Origin of the sequence: Celeribacter indicus, from assembly GCF_000819565.1 — a bacterium.
GTDB lineage: Bacteria > Pseudomonadota > Alphaproteobacteria > Rhodobacterales > Rhodobacteraceae > Celeribacter > Celeribacter indicus.
The window spans coordinates 66,410-85,558 of the sequence record NZ_CP004394.1 but is presented as its reverse complement, the minus strand read 5'-3'; the positions used below and the strand labels follow the sequence as shown (position 1 = coordinate 85,558).

Genomic DNA, 19,149 nt, shown 5'->3' with positions numbered 1-19,149 from the left:
CGGGGGCCGCCGCCGCGCGCCTCCGGAACATGCAGGGGTCGGCAGACGGGGCCGGGAGGAGAGAGGTCCGGCAAGGAAAATCGCGCCGCTGCACCACGGGACCGCGCCGCAGCGGCGGCGGTTCCGCCGACCGGCCGATCATCAATTCGCAACCTGCGCCCGCCGGGCGCGGAGCCAGGACAAGGAGTGCAAGAATGGACGAATTTTTCCCGGAGGAGATTCCGGCAATCCGCGAAAGCGTCATCAGGTTCATGGAAACACGGGTCAACCCGGTGATGGACGGCTATGAGGAGCGCGGCGAGGCGCCCCGCGATCTGGTCATCGAGGCGGGCGATGCCGGGTTCTTCGGCGCGGTCTTTCCCGAATCCGTGGGCGGCACCGACCTCGGCTATCTCGCTGCGGTGGTCATCCAGGAGGAAGTGGCGCGCAACGACATCCGCTTTGCCGCCTGCCTCAACCAGCAAAGCTCGACCTGCCCGAATTTCATCTATTACGGCGGCACGCCGCAACAGGTCATGAAATACGTGCCGAACCTTCTGGCCGGGCGGACCATCGGCATGATGTCCCTGTCCGAACCGGGCGGCGGTTCGGACCCGCTGGGCGCGATGAAGACCGTGGCAAGGCGGGACGGCGACGTCTATCGGATCAACGGGTCGAAGATGTGGGCCTCGCTCGCCAATGAGACCGACGTGGGCGTGCTGGTGTGCAAGACCGATCCCGACGCGGGGGCGAAGGGTGTCTCCGCCTTCATCGTCGAGCCGAAGAAATATCCGGGCTGGACGGCCCAGCCCGTGCCGATGCTGGGCCTGTCGAAGGCCTTCCGCACCAACGCGCTGTTCCTGGACGATTTCGTGGTGCCCGCGGAAAACCTGATCGGCAAGGAAGGCGACGGGTTCAAGATCGCGATGCGCGCGCTCCAGCCGGGGCGGGTGACGGTCGCGGCGAAGGCCCTGGGCATCGCCCGCGCGGCCTTTGACGAGGCGGTGAAATATGCCAACGAGCGGGTGATCAAGGGCAGCCCGATCGGCAAGTTCCAGATGATCCAGTCCGACATCGCCGACATGGCGGCCCAGATCGAGGCCAGCCGGACGCTGGTCTATCACGCCGCGCAATGCCTCGATGCGAACCTGCCGTCGAACCGGATCGCCTCCATCGCGAAATACCACGCCTCGCTCACCGCCAAGAGCGTCGCGGACAAGGCGCAGCAGATCTTCGGCGGCTACGGGCTTTCGACGGAATACAAGATTTCCTACCTGAAGGCCTATTCGGACATGTTCTACACCGGCGAAGGCACGGCGAACGTCCAGAAGATCGTGATCGCGGAGGATGCGCTCGGCTACAAGCTCGCCGACCGCCACCACGGCACGAGCGACCTGCGCAATCCGCGGATGAGCGATGTCGCGCGCGAATTGCAGGGCGCGGAATAGGCCTGCGTCGCGGCGGTCCGGCGGCGGCACCTTCGCCGCCGGCACGACATGAAGACAGACAGGGCAGGGGGATCGCGATGCGTATCGGATATATCGGGCTTGGCAACATGGGCGGACCGCTGGCGCGGCGGCTGTCGCTGAAATATCCGCTGCTGGTCCATGACCGCAGCCCGGCGGCCTGCGCCGAGATGGCAGAGCGCGGGACGGAGATCGCGCCGGACGCCGCCACGCTCGCCCGAGAGTGCGACGTCATCCTCCTGTGCCTGCCGACCTCGCAGCATGTCGAGGCGCTGCTCTTCGGCGAGGAGGGCATCGCGGCGGAGATGCGCGCGGGCACGCTGGTGATCGACCAGACCTCCGGCGATCCGGTCCTGTCGCGCAGCCTTGCCGGCCGGCTGTCGCAGGGCGGGGTGGAGATGGTGGACGCCCCGGTTTCCGGCGGACCGGAAGGGGCGAATGCGGGGACGATCGCGATGCTCGTCGGCGGCACGGCGGCGCAGTTCGACCGGGTGGAGCCGATCCTGTCCACGATCAGCCCGAACGTCATCCATGCCGGCGCCTTCGGCACGGGCTATGTGGCGAAGCTCGCCAACAACCTGCTGTTTTCCGCGCAGCGGCTCATGACCTTCGAGGTGGTCGCGCTGGCCGCGAAGAACGGCCTCGCGCCGGAGAAGGCGGTGGAGATCCTCTCGAAAGGGTCGGCGCGCAATTTCTTCCTCGAACACACGATGGCGCCGCGCGTGCTGACCGGCAATCTCGCCTCCGGCTTCACGCTGGGCCTCGCGCACAAGGATGTGAAGCTCGCGACCGAGCTCGGCATCGCCTCCGACGTGACAATGATCTTCGGCAACCTCGTGCGCGAATTCTATACGATGTGCATCAACGAGATCGGCCGCGATGCACAGGTGAACGAGGTCGCGCGGATCGTGGACCGGATGTCCGGCACGCAGGTCGTGCCGCAGACGCCCGCGGAGTGACCGGCGCCGCGCGGCCTATCCCGCCGGCGGCGGGGGCACGCGGCGGGACATCATGTGGCCGGTGGCCGCGATGGCCGCCCCCGATCCCGCGATGAGCGCGATGCCCGCGGTGCTGATCCAGTCGGGCACGTGGCCGAAGACCAGCCAGCCCAGCATCACCGCCCAGAGAAGCTGGAGGTAGGTGAAGGGCGCGATCAGCGTGGCGGGCGCCTCCCGATAGGCCAGGGTAAAGAGGTAATGGCCCGCCGTCATCGCGACCCCCACCCCCATCAGCCGGGCGAGGTCGAGCCCGTCGGGCATCGGCACCGCCGGTCCGGCGAGCGAGAGCGGCGTGAAGACCAGCGCGCCGACGAGGGCACTGTAGAACTGCATCGAGACGGCGGTTTCGGTGCGGGCGAGCAGCCGCGTCGTCAGGTGGTAGAAGGCGGTGACCACGACCCCGGTCAGCGCCCACAGGACGCCCTCGGGATTGAGGCCCGAGCCGGGCCGCGCGATCAGCAGGACGCCGCAGAACCCGACCGCCGCGCCGGCGACGCTCACGCGGGTGGGACGTTCGCCGAGGATCGGGGTGGACAGGAGGATGACGACGATCGGCGCGAGATAGACGAGGGAGGTGGCCTCCCCCACCGGGATGAGCCGCAGCGCGAAGCCCATCGAGAGCGATCCCATCGCGAGGATCAACCCGCGCAGGACGACGAGCCAGGTGCGGGTGGTGCGCCACAGCCGCGCGCCGTGGCGCGGGCCGAGAAAGATCACCAGCAGCACGAAGTTGATCCAGAAGCGCGCCGCGATGATCGCGGGCACCGGAAACCGTTCGGTGAGCGCCTTGGTGAGCGTGTCGCCGAGTGCGAAGTTCATCACCGCGAAGGCGACGATGGCGATGCCGATCAGGGGCCGTCCGACCGGGGCGGCAGGCAGGGCGGTCATGACGCATCCTTCCGAGGGGACGGCCGGGAGGTCCGTCCGAAACAGCCGCCCGGAGGCACGATGGCCTCCGGGCAGTCAGATCTGTCACGCCTCTTCGCGCGTGGTGCCGAGGAAGTCAACGGCGACGAGCCCCTTGCCCTCGGGGCGCACGAGAACGGGATTCACCTCCGCCTCGGCCAGCGCGGGCGTGCGCAGGATCATGTCGCCAAAGCCGACGGCCGCCTTCACCAGCGCGTCGATATCGGCCCTGGGCGCCCCGCGGAAACCTTGCAGCAGGGTCCAGAGCTTCAGCTTCTTCAGCCCGTCCTCGACCTGTTTCGGCGTGACCGGCAGGGCCAGATAGGTCACGTCGCGATAGAGCTCGATCGCCACGCCGCCGGAGCCGATCGACAGCACCGGGCCGAAATCGGTGTTGCCGAGGCAGGAGAGCACCACCTCGACGCCGTCGGTCACCATTTCCTGCACGAGAACACCCATGTCGGGCTTGTCGAGGATCCTGCGGAATTCGGCGGCATGGGCGTCCACGTCCTCGGGCGTCTGCACCTTGAGCTTCACGAGGCCAAGCTCTGTCTTGTGCCCGGCGGCGTCGGGCAGCACCTTCACCACCAGCGGCCAGGCGAGATCCTTGCAGACATCGGCGGCCTTGTCCTCGGGGCCGAGGATGCGCCATTTCGCCGGGGTGACCGAGGCACCTTCGAGGAAGTCCATCATCTCCTGCCAGCTTTCCGGCGGGGTCAGCGTGGCGGCGGTCCTGTCGCGCGCGGCGATCTCGATGGATTTGAAGCGGGTGCGGTCATAGAGCCATTTCAGCGCACGCATCGTGTTCGCCGGATCGTCCGACAGCAGGATCCCCGCCTGCATGAACTCCTCCTTCACCGACAGGTCCACCTTTTCCTGCGCGAAGGTGATGATGATCGGCAGGCCGCTGGTCCTGGCCGCGGTCTTGAAATCCTCGCCGTTGTCGATCAGGTCGCGCAAGCCGCTCGAGGCGAATTGCACCACGATGGCCTCGGTGCGCGGATCGTCGTTGAGCACGGCGAGCGTGTCGCGGAAGAGGTTGGGGAAGGAGCGGATCTGGCCGGTGAGATCGACCGGGTTCGCCTTTCGCGCGAATTCGGGCAGGATCTCCTCGAGCTTCCCGGCGGCGGCGTCGCTGAAGGTCGCCATCGGCAGGCCCCGCTCGTCGCTGTGATCGGCAAGGAGCGCACCGGCGCCGCCCGAGGAGCTCATCACCGAAATGCCGCCCAGCGGATCGCCGGAGACGCGCGGATCGGGCATGAAGGACAGCACCTCCACCGCCGCCATGGCCTCGCCCAGGCTTTCGACCATGATGATCCCGGCCTGGTCGAGCACGTCCTTGTAGATGCCGTAGGGCGAGGCGATCTTGCCGGTGTGGGAGGCGGTGGCCTCCTGGCCGAAGGCGGAGCGGCCGGCCTTCAGCGTGACGATCTGCACCCCGCGGGCACGCGCGCGGGCGGCGATGGGGATGAGGCGGGCGGCATTGTCGAGCCCCTCGAGATAGAGCGCGACCACCCGCACGTCGTCCTGTTCGATCACCCAGGACAGCGCGTCGAGCGCGTCCATGCAGGTCTCGTTGCCGACGCTGACGATATAGGAGCAGCCGAGGCCGTTGCGCTGGAGGTAGTTGCCGATCGCGCCGGCGAGCGCGCCGGACTGGCTGACGATGGCGATCGGGGAATGGCGCAGGCTGTCGAGGCCGATGGCCGCAGCGCCGAAGGTGAGCATCGTCCTGGCCCGGATCGACCAGACGCCCTGGCCGTTCGGTCCGAGGACGTGGACATTGTGTTTTCGCGCCGCCTCCTTGAGCTGCCGCGCGAGGTCCTTGCCGCTCTCGATCTCCTCGAAGCCGGCGCTGTAGACGATGGCGCAGGTGATTCCCTTTTCGCCGCATTCCTCGATCAGGCCCGGCACGGTCGCCGCGGGCGTGATGATCAGCGCCACGTCCGGCACCTCGGGCAGATCCGCGAGGGTCTTGTACGCCTTGTGCCCCTCGACCTCGTCCGCGCTGGGGGAGACGGGATAGATCCGGCCCTCGAACCCGTGCTTGATCAGCACCTTGACGATGCGGTTGCGCGCGCCGGGCTTGGGAGACGCCCCGACGATCGCCACGCTTTCCGCGCGAAAGATCTTGTCGAGCGGGGGAACGACGATATCGTCATATGCGAAGGTCTGGCTGTCCATTGTGTTCATGTCTCGTCTTTCTGGTTTCGTACAATCAGCCGGCGGCCGGGTCGATACGGCACTCCGGGGGGCCTGGGGCCGCCGGCCCGCGGGGGTCGCGCCGAAGCAGTCATCTTGCAGCGCGGCAAGCCGCAATCGCCGTGCCATCCGCGCCGCCCGTGCCGGATTTCGTCACAGGGGCTCTGCATCCGCGCGCACCGGACCGGGCCGCCGGGTGGCACGGGTGGCACGGGGTTTGCGGCACCGCGGCGTGACGGGCATGGGCCGGCTTGCGCATGTCGCACCGAGTTGAAAGATTGAGGGAGAACAGAATGGATCTTCAGGGTGAATATCGAATTCCCGCGCCACGGGAGAAGGTCTGGGCAATGCTGAACGATCCGGAGGTCCTGCGCGACTGCATCCCCGGCTGCCAGGAACTCGAGGGCAGCGCGGAGGAGGGTTTCGCCGCCACGGTCAAGCTCAAGATCGGCCCGGTCGGCGCGACCTTCAAGGGGGCGGTCACCCTGAGCAACCTCAACCCGCCGGAGAGCTACACCATCACCGGCGAGGGCAAGGGCGGCGTCGCGGGCTTCGCCACCGGCGGCGCCGATGTCCACCTGACGGAGGACGGAGACGACACGATTTTGCGCTATGAGGTAAATGCGAAGGTCGGCGGCAAGCTCGCGCAGCTCGGCTCGCGCCTGATCAAGTCGACCTCGGACAAGCTGGCCGGCGAATTCTTCGGCTGTTTCGCGGAAAAGGCCTCGGGGTAAGACAGCCCCGGCGCCCGGCAGGAAAGGAGAGTGCATGACGGAAATCAGCATCACTGTAAACGGCGAGCTCCAGACCCATGATGTCGAGGACCGGACGCTGCTCGTGCATTTCCTGCGCGACCATGCCGGGCTGACCGGCACCCATGTCGGCTGCGACACCACGCAATGCGGCGCCTGCACCGTCCATCTCGACGGGCGGGCGGTGAAATCCTGCACCATCCTCGCCGCCGCCGTGGACGGCGCGCAGGTCACCACGATCGAGGGGCTGGCGCAGGGCGGGGAACTCTCCGACCTGCAACAGGCGTTCAAGCAGCACCACGGCCTGCAATGCGGCTTCTGCACGCCCGGCATGGTGATGGCGGGCACCGACCTCATCCGCCGCTACGACGGCGAGCTCGACGAGCACACCGTGCGCGAACAGCTCGAGGGCAATATCTGCCGCTGCACCGGCTATACCAATATCGTGAAGGCGGTGCTCGACGCGGCGGGAAAACACCGCGCGAAGCGGACATAGGAGGGCCGCGGGATGTATATGTACGAATTTGCCTATCGCCGGCCGAAGACGCTCGCGGAGGCCGCCGGGCTGTTCGGGGAGTTCGACAACCCGAGCTTCGTCTCCGGCGGGCACACGCTCATTCCGACGATGAAGAACCGCCTCGCCGCGCCCGATGTCCTGATCGACCTGCGTGCCATTCCCGAGCTGAACGGCATCCGGCGCACCGGCGACCGGCTCGAGATCGGCGCGGCGACGACGCATTTCGAGACCTCGACATCGGAGGCGGTGAAGGAAGCCATTCCCGCCCTCGCCGCGCTCGCCGGCAGCATCGCGGACCCGCAGGTCCGCCATGTCGGCACGATGGGCGGCTCCGTCGCCAACAACGATCCTTCGGCGGACTATCCCGCGGCCGTGCTGTCGCTCGGTGCCGATGTGGTGACCGACCGGCGCAGCATCCCGGCCGACGACTTCTTCGACGGGCTGTTCGGCACCGCCCTCGAGGAGGGGGAGATCATCCTGCGTTTCTCCTTCCCGCTGCCGGACTTCGCGGGCTATGCCAAACTGTGCAGCCAGGCCTCGCGCTATCCCGTCGCGGGCAGTTTCGTGAGCCGTCGCGGGACCGGGGTGCGCGTCGGCGTCACCGGCGCGGGCAATGACGGCGTCTTCCGCTGGACCGAGGCCGAGGCGGCGCTGGCCGCCGATTTCACGCCGGAGGCCGTCGAGGGGATGGAACCCGACGCGGGCGGCATGATCGCCGACCTGAACGGTTCCGCCGAATACCGGGCGCATCTTGTCGCGGTGATGACCCGCCACGCGCTGCGCAGCCCCGGAACCGCCTATGTGCGGTGACCGCGGCCGGACCGGCACGGCACCCCGCCCGGTCCTGCAATAACGGACCCCGACCGGGATGCCCCGGCCAGGGCCGCGGTTCATTCCATCCCGTAGGTGGCGGGGTCGATCTTCGAGAAGATCTCCTCCTCGTAGATCTGCGCGAGCGTCTCGACATCGCGCACATCCCTCGTCAGGCCCTTCCACTTCTCCACCAGCGCGCGGATCGTCGCGACCTTTTCCCCGGCGTTCTCCACCCCGTAATTGTCGGTGAAGAGCTCCGCGATCACCGCCGTGTCCTCGGCCACGAAGGCCTCGGTCGCCTCGGTGAGCTCCGGTCCGGCCTCGATGATCTCGATCCCGTTCGCGCGCGCCTGCTCGAGCGCCTCCATCGGGCGGAGATAGTAGTTGTTGGACAGATCCGCACTGTTGTAGGCCGCCGCCTTCAGAAGCGCGGCCCGCGCCTCCGCGGACAACCCGCGCCAGGTGTCGATGTTGATATTCGCAGCGCCCACGCCCGCGAACAGGCCGCCGGGAACGCCGAGGGTGATGTATTTCGTCACGTCCATGAGTTGCAGGTCCAGAAGGTCCGCCGCATGCACCACGGTACAGTCCACGACGCCCTGGCTCAGCGCCTCATAGGTCTCGTTGGCGGAGATGCTGACCCGCGTCGCTCCCATCGCCTCGGCCCACCGGCCCCAGTTGTCCGCGGCGACACGCATCTTCTTGCCCTGGAGATCCGCGACCTCCCGGATCGGCGTGGTGCACAGGAGCGCGTAGTCATGGGTCGAGATGCCGCCCAGGTAGATCTGTTGCTGGCGCGCGAATTCCGCGACGCATTCGGGGCAGTCGAGCATGATGTATTCGGTCAGCGCCCCGGTCATCGCGAAGCCCGGCGCCTCGATCCGCTCGCCCACCGTGGCCAGCATGTTGAGATCCGCGCCGAGATTGCTGTTGGCATATTCCGCCGGATGGTAGGGCATGATCACATAGCCCATGTCGACGATATGGTCCCGCAGCCCCGGTCCCGTCTGTTTCAGGTCGAGCAGCGAGAGCGGAAAGAGCTTGATCTCCGGCCCGCCGTACTCCTTCGCCTTCTCGACGAATGTCTCGAGGCTCTGCACCACGGTGCTGCCCGAGGGAAAGCCGACGGCGAAGGTCAGCTGTTCCGCCGCGGCCACGGGTCCCGCGCCGACGAGCGCCGCGGCGCAGCCTGCCGCGAACAGGTGTCTGATGGTGGTCTTCATGTGGGTCTCCTCCCTCGTTGCATGATCTCTCCGGGTTCAGGGCACGAGCACGGCCCTCCCGACGACGCGCCCCTCCCCGAGCGCCCGCATCGCCGCATTCGCCTCCGCGAGCGGATAGAGCGTGGTCTGCACCGGCGGCACCTTTCCCGCGCGGGCGAGGTCGACCAGCTCGCGGAATTCCGGCAGGCTGCCGACGACCGAGCCGAGGATGCTCACCGCCTTGAGCGGGATGAGCGGCAGCGGCCAGTCGGAGGCACCGCCGAACAGCCCGACGAGGACCATCCTGCCGCCCTTGCCCAGCAGGTCGAAGGCCAGGCCCGCCGTCGCGGGCGCGGCGACGAAGTCGATCACCGCGGGCACCACCGCCCCGACGGCCTCCCGGACCTGCGCCAGCGCGTCGGGCGCGGTGCCGTCGACCACATGTCCCGCGCCGGCCCTGAGCGCCGCCTCGCGCTTGGCCGGGTCGATCTCCACCACCACCGGCGGCAGCCCCCCGAGCGCCAGCGTCAGCCCGATGCACATGAGCCCGAGCCCGCCGGCGCCGATGAGGACGAGCGGCACCTCCGCGATGGTCTCCTCCACCTTCTTGAGCGCGGAAAAGGAGGTGAGGCCGGAACAGGCCAGCGGCGCCGCCCGCGCCGGATCGAGATCGCCGATGTCAAACAGGTAGCGCGGATGCGCGACGCGCAGCGTGCTCGCGAACCCGCCATCCGTGTGGAAGCCGAGGTTGCGCGGGGTGGGGCAGAAATTCTCCCGCCCCTCGAGGCAGACACGGCAGCCGCCGCAGCCCTGCCAGGGATAGACGACATAGGTGCGCGCGGGGTCGAGCCCCGTCGCCTCCGGGCCGCAGGCCGCGATCTCCCCGGCGATCTCGTGGCCGAGGATCACCGGCAGCTCGAGCCCCCGGCTGGCGAAGTCCAGCCGCCGGCCATGGCCGAGATCGTACTCCCCGCTGTGGATGTGCAGATCGCTGTGGCACAGCCCCGCGGCGGTGATGCGCAACAGCACCTCGCTGCCTGTCGGCGCGGCCTCTTCCCGCTCCTCGTGCACCAGGGGCGCGGCGAATTCGTGCATGCATTCACAATACATCTCGTCTCCAGTCCGGACAGTGGGATCGCCCCCCGAACGGCGCAAATCCGGTGCCACGCGCGCCGCGACCGGCGGCGCGGCCACGCCCGGAAATCTCCCGCCTTCCCCGGTTCTGGCACGCCCCTTGCGTAAGGGTCGGGCAAGAGCCCCCGGCGGCGGGGCACCACGCGTTTAAGGAGGGAATTCGGGATGGGTTTTGAAGAGATCGAGTATTTCGAGGAGGGCCCTGTGGGGGTGATCACGCTGAACCGTCCGGACCACGGGAACATGTTCACGGCGCGGATGTGTCACGAGATCCGGGACTGTATCGAGGGGATCCGTCGGGAGACGCGGACGCGTGTGGTGGTTCTGACGGGGGCGGGGGAGCGGTTCTTCTGCATCGGGGGCCAGAAGGACGGGATGGAGCAGACGACGCTGTATGCGGGGACGCTGCCGGTTCTGGAGATGTACGAGGCGATCGACAAGCTCCAGAAGCCGGTGATCGCCTCGGTGAACGGGTTCGCGGTGGGGGGCGGCAACGTGTTGCAGGTGGTCTGCGACGTGACGATCGCGAAGGAGAGCGCGGTGTTCCGGCAGGTGGGTCCGATGATGGGGTCGTTCGATGCGGGCTACGGGACGTGGTATCTGGAGGATCTCGTGGGCAAGAAGCGGGCCAAGGAGATCTGGTATTGCAACCGCAAGATGACGGCGGCGGAGGCGCTGGAGATCGGGATGATCAACCGGGTGGTTCCGGACGACCAGCTTGCGGAGAAGACGCGGGAGTTCGCGCTGGAGATCGCGGACCGGGGGTCCTTTGCGCTGGCGGCGATCAAGGGGGCGTTCAACGCGCGCCACGGCGGTGTGGGGGGCCTGTCGCGGGTGACGCACGACCTTCTTCTGACGCAATACCTGCGCTCTGCGGAGCACGGGGAGCTCAGCGAGAGCTTCAGCGGGCGGCGGCGTCCGGACCCGTCGAAATTCGGCCAGTGAGCAGGGGAGGCAGAGGATGAAACCGTTCCTGACACTTCACGATCCGGGCACGGCGCGGGGCTATTACGAGGCCGGGCTGTGGCGGGGGGAGACCTTCTACGGGCTTCTGGCGCGGCATGCGCAGGCGCGGCCGGAGGCGATGGCGCTGCGCGACGGGCGGGTGTTCCTGGACTGGCAGGGACTGAAGGCGCGGGTCGACGCGATGGCCGACAACCTTGTGGAGGAGGGCCTGGTGGCGGGGGACCGTCTGTCGGTGTGGATGTCGAACCGTGTGGAGGTGGTGATCACCTTCCTGGCCTGCGCGCGGGAGGGGATCGCCTGCAACCCGTCGCTGCACCGCAGCTACACCTGCGCCGAGATCGTGGAGCTTCTGAACGAGCTGGGGGCGCGGGCGCTGGTGACGGAGCCGGGCTGGGGCGCGGACCGGGCGGAGCGGGACTTCGAGGCGATGCTGTCGGAGGTGCCGAGCCTGGGGAAGGTCTATACGCCGGAGCGGTTTCCGGGCCATATCACGCAGGTGAACCGGGTGGCGCATGGCAACCCGGACAGCGTGGTCTACCTGGCCTTCACCTCGGGGACGACGGGGCGGCCGAAATGCGTGATGCATTCGAGCAACACGCTTCTGGCGAATGCGCGGGACCTGGCGCGGGACTGGGCGCTGTCGGATCAGTCGGTGATCCTGACGCTGAGCCCGTTCTCGCATCACATCGCCTGGGTGGCGCTGGGGCAATGGCTGGTGTGCGGCGGGACGCTGGTGATGGACGACCCGCCGGAGGGGATGAGCCGGCTGGACTGGATCACGGAGACGGGGGCGACCTATGTTCTGGGGGTGCCGACGCATGCGATGGACATCCTGGCCGAGCAGAAGCGGCGGGGTCTGGAGCGTCTGGGGCAGGTGCAGACCTTCTACATGGCGGGGGCGCCGATCCCCGAGGTGGTGGCGAAGGCCTTCGTAGACCAGGGGATCGCGCCGCAGAACATCTACGGGATGACGGAATGCTCGTCGCATCAATACACCCATCCGGGGGATCCGCCGGAGGTGTGGATCCGGACCTGCGGGCGGGGCGGTCCGGCCTATGAGGTGCGGATCTGGGACCCGGAGGATCCGGACCGGGAGCTTGCGCCCGGCCAGTCGGGGGAGATCGGCGGGCGCGGCGCGGCGATGATGCTGGGATATTTTGCCAACCAGGCGGCGACGGAGCGGACGATGAACCGGCACGGCTACCTGCTGTCGGGCGACCTGGGCTCGTTCGACGGGCAGGGCAACCTGCGGATCGAGGGGCGGATCAAGGACCTGATCATCCGGGGCGGTCACAACATCTTCCCGTCGCGGATCGAGGCGCTGGCGCTGAGCCATCCGCGGGTGGAGAAGGCGGCGGCGTTCGGGGTTCCGGACGCGCGCCTGGGGGAGAAGGTGTGCCTTGCGGTGATCGGCGATGTGGGCGCGGCGGAGATGCTGGCGCATCTGGCGCGGGAGGGGCTGTCGAAATTCGACATGCCGGAATGGTTCGCGGCGGTGGAGGACCTGCCGCTGACGGCGAGCGGGAAGATCCTCAAGCGCGAGCTGGCGCAGATGGTGGCGCGGGGCGCGCTGTCGCCGGAGCCGGTGCGCTACGGGGCGCGGAAACAGGGGGTGTGAACGGATGGCAGTAGACCTCGAGCGGGAGGGCGGGCTTGCCGTGCTGCGGCTGAACCGTCCGGAGGCGCTGAACGCGCTGTCCTTCGCGGTGCTGGACGAGATCGGCGCGGCGCTGGACGCGGTGGCGGCGATGGCGGGGGTGCGGGCGCTGCTGGTGACCGGGGCGGGGGAGAAGGCGTTCTGCGCCGGCGCCGACATCAAGGAGCTGCGCCACCGGTCGCTGGCCGAGCAGAAGCACGGGGCGGAGCTGGGGCAGGCGGTCTTCGCGAAGCTGGACCGGCTGCCGGTGGCCTCCGTGGCGCTGGTGAACGGCTATGCCTTCGGCGGCGGGGCGGAGCTGGCGATGGCCTGCACCTTCCGGCTGGCCGCGCCGCAGGCGGCGTTCGGCCTGCCGGAGATCAAGCTGGGGCTGATCCCCGGCTATGGCGGCACGCAGCGGCTGCCGCGGCTGGTGGGGGAGGCGCGGGCGCTGGAGCTGATCCTGACCGGGCGCACCGTGCCGGCGGCGGAGGCCGAGCGGATCGGGCTGGTGAACGCGGTGGCGGAGGGCGACCTGCTGGAGGCGGGGCGGGCGTTCGCCGGGCGGTTCACGCGCTACAGCCTGCCGGTGCTGGAGCTGGCGCGGCGGGCGGTGCAGCGGGCCGGGGACACGGCGCTTCAGGCGGGGCTGGAGACCGAGGCGGATCTCTCGACGCTGGCCTATCGCACGGCGGATGCGGAGGAGGGCATGGCCGCCTTCGAGGAGAAACGCAAACCGGAGTTCAGGGATGGCTGAGGGACAGATCGTGGTCACGGGGGCGTCGAAGGGGATCGGGGCGGCGATTGCCGCGGAGCTCGAGGGGCGGGGCCATCCGGTGGTCTGCCTGTCGCGCTCGGGCCGGGGGCCGGCGGGGCGGCAGATCGCCTGCGACATGACCGAGGAGGCGGCGGTCGCCGCGGCCTTTGCGGCGATCGCGGCGGAGGGCCCGGTGGCGGGTCTGGTGAACAATGCGGGGGTGCATATCGGCGGGCCGATCGCGGCGCTGAGCGTGGAGAGCTTCGAGGAGACGATGGCGCTGAACGCGACGGCGGTGATGGTGGCGGCGCGGGAGGCCTATCCGCACCTGCGCGCGGGAGGCGGCGGCACGATCGTCAACATCGGCTCGTTCTTCGACAAGCTGGGCGTGCCCGACAACCTGGCCTATTGCGCCTCCAAGGCGGCGGTGGCGGCGATGACGCGCTGCATGGCGGTGGAATGGGCGCGCGACGGGATCCGGGCGCTGACGGTGGCGCCGGGCTATATCGAGACCGACCTGAACCGCGACTACCTCGCGCGCGAGAAGGTGCGCGCCTGGATGCGCAGCCGGATCCCGACGGGGGCGCCGGGCCGGCCCGAGGACGTGGCGCGGCTGGTCGCGGCGCTGTTCGGGGAGGACATCGGCTTTCTGACCGGGGAGACGATCTACATCGACGGGGCACAGGGGATGAACCACTGATGAACATGCATGAGCGGATGCTGCAAGGCCGCGGCTGGAACGACGAGGAGCGCGCGATCCTCGAGCAGGTGCAGCGCATGAGCGACGAGGTGATCGCGCCGAATGCGGAGCGGGTGGACGCGACCGGCGAATTCCCCTGGGAGAATGTCGAGGCGATCAACGCGCTCGGGCTGAACGCGGTCTTCGTGCCGGAGGAATATGGCGGCATGCCGATGTCCTACCGGCTCTACCTGGAGATCGTGGCGATCCTCTCGGAGGCCTGCGCCTCGACCGGGATCATCTATGCCACGAATTACCACGGGATGAAGCCGCTGATCGAATACGGCAGCGCCGAGCAGAAGGCGCGCCTGCTGCCGGCCATCGCCGAGGGCGGGCTGGGCGCGCTGGCGATCACCGAGCCCACCGCCGGCTCGGACGCGACCGGGATGAAGACCTCCTTCACGCCGGAGGGCGAGGAGATCGTGGTGAAGGGCAGCAAGATCTTCATCACCAATGGCGACGTGGCCGACCGGATCCTGCTGTTCGGCAAATGGGCCGGGATCGCGGAGCCGAAGAAGGCGATCTCCGTGCTGGTCCTCGAGAAGGGGGCCGAGGGGTTCAGCGTGATCTCGAAAGAGAAGAAGATGGGCCACCACGGCTCCTCGACCTGCGCGCTGTCCTTCGACACCGTCCGCGTGCCGCGCGCCAACCTGGTCGGGGAGCCGGGCGAGGGGCTGAAGATCCTGCTGGGCTCGCTCAACCGCTCGCGGCCCTCGGTGGCGGCGCATGCGCTCGGCATCGCGCGGGCGGCGTTCCGCGACATGGTCGCCTATGGCAGCGACCGGGTCCAGGGCGGCAGGCGGGTGCTCGACTTCCAGGGCAACCAGTTCATGCTGGCGGACCTGGCCAGCGAGCTCGTGCTGGTGGAGAGCTGGCTCGACCATGTCGCCGGCCTGGTCGACGGCGGGGCGGAGGAGTTCGGCATGGAGGCCTCGGTGGCGAAGATGCGCGCCTCGGACCTGGCGATGCGGATGGCCACGGAATGCGTGCAGGTCCACGGCGGCTACGGCTATTGCCGGGACTACCGGGCGGAGCGGCTGATGCGCGACGCGAAGATCACCCAGATCTGGGAGGGGACCAACCAGGTCCACCGCCAGCTCATCGGACGGAGTTTTATCAGGAAATGACCGATATCAGGAAAGTCGCCATCTGCGGTGCGGGTGGCACCATGGGCGCGGGCATCGCCATCGTCGCGGCCCGCGGCGGGTTCGAGACCGTCTGCTTCGACATGTCCGCCGAGGCGCTGGCGCGCCAGCGCAGGGCGGCCGGGACGTTCTTCGGCACCTCGGTCGAGAAGGGCCGGATGAGCGCCGGGGACAGGGAGGCCACGCTCGCCCGGATGAGCGACACGACCGATCTGGCCGATCTGGCGGAGTGCGACCTGGTGATCGAGGCGATCTTCGAGGATCTCGACATCAAGAAGGATCTGTTCGGCAAGCTGGACCGGATCTGCAAGGAGGGCACGATCTTCGCCTCCAACACCTCGACCCTGTCGATCACCGAGATCGCCGCCGGCTCGGGCCGGGCCGACCGCGTCGTGGGGATGCACTTCTGCCTGCCGGCGCAGGTGATGAAGCTGATCGAGATGTCGCGCGGCCTCAACACCTCGGACGAGACCTTCAGGGCCGCCTGGGCCTGGACGGAGGCCTGCGGGCAGAGCCCGGTGGAGACCCAGGACAAGCCCGGCTTCATCCTCAACGCGCTGCTGGTGCCGTTCAACAACGACGTGATCCGCGCGATCGAGGCCGGGCTCGCCTCCGCCGAGGAGATCGACCTCGCGATCCGCTCCGCGCTCGGCTACAGGATGGGGCCCTGCACGCTGCTCGACCTGATCGGGCTCGACACCCAGCTGCGGCTCGGCGAGGCCTTCTACCCGATCACGCTCGACCCGCGCGCCGCGGTGCCGCCGCTCTGCCGCCGGATGGTCGCCGCCGGGCGGCTCGGCACCAAGTCGGGCGGCGGGCTGCTCACCGGCCGCCTGCCCGAAAAGGCCGTCGAGGCCCCCGCCTACAGCCTGCGCTCCGCCGGCGAAAGCCGCTCCTTCCCCGCCGGCGATCCCTTCCTCGCCGGCGCCCGCGACGGCGACGCGGCGGAGGTCACGATCCACCTCGGCAGCGGCTTCGCCCCCGACCCCGCGAAGACCGCCGTGCTCGTCGAGCTCGACACCGAATGCCTCGGCCTGCACACCGGCGAGGACATGGGCCGCGAGGGCTCCAACGCCGTCGGCTTCGCCCGCTACCGCAACGGCGACGACCCGCCCTCCAACCTCATCGAACTGGTGCGACAGCCCGCCACCGACCCCGCCGCCCTCGCCGCCGCCCGCGCCGTGTTCGACTGCGCAGGCTTCGACGTCGTCACCTGCGCCGACCGCCCCGGCCGCATCGTCGACCGCCTCGTGCGCCCCAAATACAACGACGCCCTGCGCTTCCTCGACGACGGCCTCGCCGCCGCCGAAGAAATCGACAGGACCTGCCGCATGGGCCTCGGATACCCCGACGGCCCCATCGAACGCGTCACACGCGGCGGCCTCGCGCGCCATTGCGAAATCTCCAACAACATCTTCAAAATCACAGGACAAACCGCTTTCGCTCCACAAAGAGCACCAACAATACAAAAAATAAGGGCGAAAAGCGAATGAAGGGGGTCGTCGTCCAGTCCTTCACGCCCTTCGAGGAGGCGCGGACCGGCACGTTGCCCGATCCGGCGCCCGGTCCCGGCGAGGTCGTCGTCGACATCGAGGCGAGCGAGGCGAACTATCCCGACATCCTCTATATCGAGGGCAGGTACCAGAAGAAGCCGCCCTTTCCCTTTTCGCCCGGCCTTGCCGGGGCGGGGCGGGTGAGCCGGGTCGGCGCCGGGGTCACGGCGCCGCGCGAAGGGCAGAAGGTGCTCGTCCTGCCGCAGTACGGCAGCCATGCCGAAAAGCTCGTGGCCCCGGCGGAATTCTGTTTTCCGATGCCGGAGGAGATGCCCTGCACGGTCGCGGCCGCCTTCGGGCTCGTATACCAGACCGCCTATTTCGCGCTCACGGACCGCGCCCGGATCGCGCCGGGCGAGCGCGTGCTGGTGCTTGGCGCGACGGGCGGGATCGGCATGGCCGCGGTCCAGCTCGCGAAGGCGCTCGGCGCGGGACAGGTGATCGCGGCGACGCGCGGGGCGGAGGGGGCGGACTTCGCCCGCGCCCTCGGGGCGGATGCCACGGTGGATTCCGGCATGGAGAACCTGCGCGACGGGCTACGCGCGGCGGTGATGGCGGCCACGGAGGGGCAAGGCGCGGATGTGGTCATCGACCCGGTGGGCGGCGCGCTGTCCGCGGCGGCGCTGCGCACGATGGCCTGGTGCGGGCGGCTCGTGGTGGTTGGCTTCGCCTCCGGCGAGATCCCGAGCTTTGCGGGCAATTACCTGCTGGTGAAAAACATCTCGGTCTCGGGCCTGCAATGGACGGATTACCGCGCGCGCCAGCCGGAGCGGGTGCGGGACGCGCAGGCGCATATCTTCGCGCTCTGGAGCGAGGGCCGGCTCGCGCCGAGGATCAGCGCGACGCTGCCGCTCGACCGGATCACCGAGGCGCTCCGCGCGCTGTCCACCGGATCGGCGCGGGGCAAGATCATTCTGACAACCGGGAAGGCAGGGGACGCAGGGGCATGAGCGGGATAGACACCACAGGACAGATCGGCGTGATCGGCGCCGGGACGATGGGCGCGGGGATCGCGCAGCTCGCGGCGGCGGCGGGCCATGAGGTGCTGCTCTACGATGCGGTCGGGGGCGCGGCGGACACCGGCAGGGCGCGCGTGGCAGAAGGGCTGGAAAAGCTCGTCTCCCGCGGGAAGATGACGGCGGAGGCCGTGGAGGCGCTGGTGGGACGGATCCGGGTCGCGGCCGACCTGTCCGATTTCCGCGGCGTCGCGCTCGTCGTCGAGGCCATCGTCGAGAAGCTCGAGGTCAAGCGGGCGGTCTTCGCCGAGCTCGAGGGGATCGTGGGGCCGGAGGCGATCCTCGCAAGCAACACCTCCTCGATCTCCGTCACCTCGATCGCGCGCGATCTCGAGCATCCGGAGCGGGTCGTGGGCATGCATTTCTTCAATCCCGCCCCGATCATGAAGCTCGTGGAGGTGATCTCCGGCGTCGCGACCGCGCCCGGCGTGGCGCAGAGGGTGTTCGACACGGCCGAGGCCTGGGGCAAGGTCGCGGTGCATGCGAAATCGACGCCGGGTTTCATCGTCAACCGCGTGGCCCGGCCCTATTATGCCGAGGCGCTGCGGCTCCTCGAGGAGCAGGTGGCCGATCCGGCGACGCTCGACGCGCTGCTCACCGAAGGCGGCGGGTTCCGCATGGGGCCGTTCACGCTGATGGACCTGATCGGGCATGACGTGAATTACGCGGTGAGCCAGTCGGTCTTCGACGCCTATTACCAGGAGCCTCGGTTCCGGCCCTCGCAGATCCAGCTCGAACTGGTGAACGCCGGGCGGCTCGGACGCAAGAGCGGGCGCGGGTTCTACGACTACGGCACCGGGGCGGAGGCGCCCGCGCCGCGGACCGAGACGGCGGAAGGGACCGGGGCGGAGGGCTTTGCCCTCGGGGAGCCCGGCGAGATCGACGGGGTGAGGATCCTGCCCTCCGACGGGCGGCGCGCCCGTGCGGTGGCGACGGCCGAAGGCGCGCCAGCGATCGTCCACGATCTCATCGTGCCCGGCGAGACGACGCGCCTGGGCTTTGCCGCCTCGCCCGACGTGCCCGAGGCGGCGATCGCGCGCTTCGTCGCCACGCTGGCGGCACAGGGGATCGCGGCGACGCATCTGCCGGACTGGCCGGGGCTCGTGGTGCTGCGCACCGTCGCGATGCTCGCCAACGAAGGTTTCGAGGCGGTCATGCAGGGCGTGGCCGATGCCGGCGCGGTGGACGCCGCGATGCGCCATGGCGTGAACTACCCCCGCGGGCCGATCGGCTGGGCGCGCGAGATCGGCCTCGGCCGGGTCGTCGCGACGCTCGACCATATCCACGCGCTGACCGGCGATCCGCGCTACCGCGCCTCGCTCGCCTTGCGCATCGCCGCCGAGGATGCGGCGTGACATCGACACGGAA

Annotated in this window: 17 protein-coding genes; 13 read left to right on the top strand and 4 right to left on the bottom strand. The window is 69.1% G+C overall.

Translation table 11 applies throughout. The features are described from left to right. Positions 1-194 precede the first annotated feature (194 nt). Both P73_RS22495 and P73_RS22490 read left to right on the top strand, forming a co-directional pair. Positions 195-1,427 (top strand): acyl-CoA dehydrogenase family protein, encoded by a 1,233-nt coding sequence (locus P73_RS22495; RefSeq protein ID WP_074743322.1) that lies wholly within the window; start codon positions 195-197, stop codon positions 1,425-1,427. A gap of 77 nt (positions 1,428-1,504) precedes the next feature. Next, positions 1,505-2,404, top strand: coding sequence for an NAD(P)-dependent oxidoreductase (locus P73_RS22490; protein ID WP_043872156.1), 900 nt, complete (start codon positions 1,505-1,507; stop codon positions 2,402-2,404). 15 nt (positions 2,405-2,419) lie between these two features. On the opposite strand, the gene P73_RS22485 is transcribed toward P73_RS22490, so the two are convergent. Beyond that, the gene (locus P73_RS22485) at positions 2,420-3,331 is read right to left on the bottom strand and encodes a DMT family transporter (protein WP_052453639.1); all 912 of its coding nucleotides are present in this window, start codon (positions 3,329-3,331) and stop codon (positions 2,420-2,422) included. Positions 3,332-3,415: 84 nt separating this feature from the next. Next, positions 3,416-5,542: an acetate--CoA ligase family protein gene (locus P73_RS22480; RefSeq protein ID WP_043872155.1), complete on the bottom strand. Its 2,127-nt coding sequence runs from the start codon at positions 5,540-5,542 to the stop codon at positions 3,416-3,418. A 302-nt stretch (positions 5,543-5,844) separates the two neighbouring features. Here P73_RS22480 and P73_RS22475 point away from each other — a divergent pair, with 302 nt between their 5' ends. From P73_RS22475 to P73_RS22465, 3 genes are read left to right on the top strand one after another with little or no spacing between them, the layout of a single operon-like run. Continuing rightward, positions 5,845-6,285 carry an SRPBCC family protein gene (locus tag P73_RS22475; RefSeq protein ID WP_043872154.1) on the top strand — a complete coding sequence of 147 codons (441 nt, stop codon included), beginning with the start codon at positions 5,845-5,847 and terminating at the stop codon, positions 6,283-6,285. 34 nt (positions 6,286-6,319) lie between these two features. Then, on the top strand, positions 6,320-6,799 hold the full coding sequence (locus P73_RS22470; RefSeq protein ID WP_043872153.1) for a (2Fe-2S)-binding protein: 480 nt from the start codon (positions 6,320-6,322) through the stop codon (positions 6,797-6,799). Between the two features lie 12 nt (positions 6,800-6,811). Beyond that, positions 6,812-7,630 carry an FAD binding domain-containing protein gene (locus P73_RS22465; RefSeq protein ID WP_338032927.1) on the top strand — a complete coding sequence of 273 codons (819 nt, stop codon included), beginning with the start codon at positions 6,812-6,814 and terminating at the stop codon, positions 7,628-7,630. A gap of 80 nt (positions 7,631-7,710) precedes the next feature. Here the strand turns inward: P73_RS22465 and P73_RS22460 are convergent, their stop codons facing one another. Next, a complete protein-coding gene (locus P73_RS22460) occupies positions 7,711-8,856 on the bottom strand; it encodes a C4-dicarboxylate TRAP transporter substrate-binding protein (RefSeq protein WP_052453638.1) in 1,146 nt (381 codons plus the stop codon). A 36-nt stretch (positions 8,857-8,892) separates the two neighbouring features. After that, positions 8,893-9,945, bottom strand: coding sequence for an alcohol dehydrogenase (locus P73_RS22455; RefSeq protein ID WP_043872152.1), 1,053 nt, complete (start codon positions 9,943-9,945; stop codon positions 8,893-8,895). Positions 9,946-10,134: 189 nt separating this feature from the next. On the opposite strand from P73_RS22455, the gene P73_RS22450 reads away from it, so the two are divergent. The 8 genes from P73_RS22450 to P73_RS22415 are packed head-to-tail and all read left to right on the top strand — an operon-like array spanning position 10,135 to position 19,136. Continuing rightward, the gene (locus tag P73_RS22450) at positions 10,135-10,914 is read left to right on the top strand and encodes an enoyl-CoA hydratase-related protein (protein WP_043872151.1); all 780 of its coding nucleotides are present in this window, start codon (positions 10,135-10,137) and stop codon (positions 10,912-10,914) included. Positions 10,915-10,930: 16 nt separating this feature from the next. Further along, positions 10,931-12,553, top strand: coding sequence for a class I adenylate-forming enzyme family protein (locus tag P73_RS22445; protein WP_043872150.1), 1,623 nt, complete (start codon positions 10,931-10,933; stop codon positions 12,551-12,553). A 4-nt stretch (positions 12,554-12,557) separates the two neighbouring features. After that, positions 12,558-13,328 carry an enoyl-CoA hydratase/isomerase family protein gene (locus P73_RS22440; protein ID WP_043872149.1) on the top strand — a complete coding sequence of 257 codons (771 nt, stop codon included), beginning with the start codon at positions 12,558-12,560 and terminating at the stop codon, positions 13,326-13,328. After that, complete coding sequence (locus tag P73_RS22435) at positions 13,321-14,028, top strand: SDR family NAD(P)-dependent oxidoreductase (protein WP_043872148.1); 708 nt, start codon at positions 13,321-13,323, stop codon at positions 14,026-14,028. The genes P73_RS22440 and P73_RS22435 overlap by 8 nt, the downstream gene beginning before the upstream one ends. Next, a complete protein-coding gene (locus P73_RS22430; RefSeq protein ID WP_043872147.1) occupies positions 14,028-15,194 on the top strand; it encodes an acyl-CoA dehydrogenase family protein in 1,167 nt (388 codons plus the stop codon). Before P73_RS22435 ends, P73_RS22430 begins: the two co-directional genes overlap by 1 nt. After that, positions 15,191-16,705, top strand: coding sequence for a 3-hydroxyacyl-CoA dehydrogenase family protein (locus P73_RS25255; RefSeq protein WP_074743320.1), 1,515 nt, complete (start codon positions 15,191-15,193; stop codon positions 16,703-16,705). The genes P73_RS22430 and P73_RS25255 overlap by 4 nt, the downstream gene beginning before the upstream one ends. Then, the gene (locus P73_RS22420) at positions 16,702-17,715 is read left to right on the top strand and encodes an NADPH:quinone oxidoreductase family protein (RefSeq protein ID WP_043872146.1); all 1,014 of its coding nucleotides are present in this window, start codon (positions 16,702-16,704) and stop codon (positions 17,713-17,715) included. The genes P73_RS25255 and P73_RS22420 overlap by 4 nt, the downstream gene beginning before the upstream one ends. Then, positions 17,712-19,136: a 3-hydroxyacyl-CoA dehydrogenase NAD-binding domain-containing protein gene (locus P73_RS22415; RefSeq protein WP_043872145.1), complete on the top strand. Its 1,425-nt coding sequence runs from the start codon at positions 17,712-17,714 to the stop codon at positions 19,134-19,136. The genes P73_RS22420 and P73_RS22415 overlap by 4 nt, the downstream gene beginning before the upstream one ends. Positions 19,137-19,149: the final 13 nt, after the last annotated feature.

What these genes read in the sequence shown, in the direction of transcription:
- P73_RS22495 (WP_074743322.1), top strand. Translation starts at nt 195, where the DNA reads ATGGACGAATTTTTCCCGGAGGAGATTCCGGCAATCCGCGAAAGCGTC.
- P73_RS22490 (WP_043872156.1), top strand. Translation starts at nt 1,505, where the DNA reads ATGCGTATCGGATATATCGGGCTTGGCAACATGGGCGGACCGCTGGCG.
- P73_RS22485 (WP_052453639.1), bottom strand. Translation starts at nt 3,331, where the DNA reads ATGACCGCCCTGCCTGCCGCCCCGGTCGGACGGCCCCTGATCGGCATC.
- P73_RS22480 (WP_043872155.1), bottom strand. Translation starts at nt 5,542, where the DNA reads ATGAACACAATGGACAGCCAGACCTTCGCATATGACGATATCGTCGTT.
- P73_RS22475 (WP_043872154.1), top strand. Translation starts at nt 5,845, where the DNA reads ATGGATCTTCAGGGTGAATATCGAATTCCCGCGCCACGGGAGAAGGTC.
- P73_RS22470 (WP_043872153.1), top strand. Translation starts at nt 6,320, where the DNA reads ATGACGGAAATCAGCATCACTGTAAACGGCGAGCTCCAGACCCATGAT.
- P73_RS22465 (WP_338032927.1), top strand. Translation starts at nt 6,812, where the DNA reads ATGTATATGTACGAATTTGCCTATCGCCGGCCGAAGACGCTCGCGGAG.
- P73_RS22460 (WP_052453638.1), bottom strand. Translation starts at nt 8,856, where the DNA reads ATGAAGACCACCATCAGACACCTGTTCGCGGCAGGCTGCGCCGCGGCG.
- P73_RS22455 (WP_043872152.1), bottom strand. Translation starts at nt 9,945, where the DNA reads ATGTATTGTGAATGCATGCACGAATTCGCCGCGCCCCTGGTGCACGAG.
- P73_RS22450 (WP_043872151.1), top strand. Translation starts at nt 10,135, where the DNA reads ATGGGTTTTGAAGAGATCGAGTATTTCGAGGAGGGCCCTGTGGGGGTG.
- P73_RS22445 (WP_043872150.1), top strand. Translation starts at nt 10,931, where the DNA reads ATGAAACCGTTCCTGACACTTCACGATCCGGGCACGGCGCGGGGCTAT.
- P73_RS22440 (WP_043872149.1), top strand. Translation starts at nt 12,558, where the DNA reads ATGGCAGTAGACCTCGAGCGGGAGGGCGGGCTTGCCGTGCTGCGGCTG.
- P73_RS22435 (WP_043872148.1), top strand. Translation starts at nt 13,321, where the DNA reads ATGGCTGAGGGACAGATCGTGGTCACGGGGGCGTCGAAGGGGATCGGG.
- P73_RS22430 (WP_043872147.1), top strand. Translation starts at nt 14,028, where the DNA reads ATGAACATGCATGAGCGGATGCTGCAAGGCCGCGGCTGGAACGACGAG.
- P73_RS25255 (WP_074743320.1), top strand. Translation starts at nt 15,191, where the DNA reads ATGACCGATATCAGGAAAGTCGCCATCTGCGGTGCGGGTGGCACCATG.
- P73_RS22420 (WP_043872146.1), top strand. Translation starts at nt 16,702, where the DNA reads ATGAAGGGGGTCGTCGTCCAGTCCTTCACGCCCTTCGAGGAGGCGCGG.
- P73_RS22415 (WP_043872145.1), top strand. Translation starts at nt 17,712, where the DNA reads ATGAGCGGGATAGACACCACAGGACAGATCGGCGTGATCGGCGCCGGG.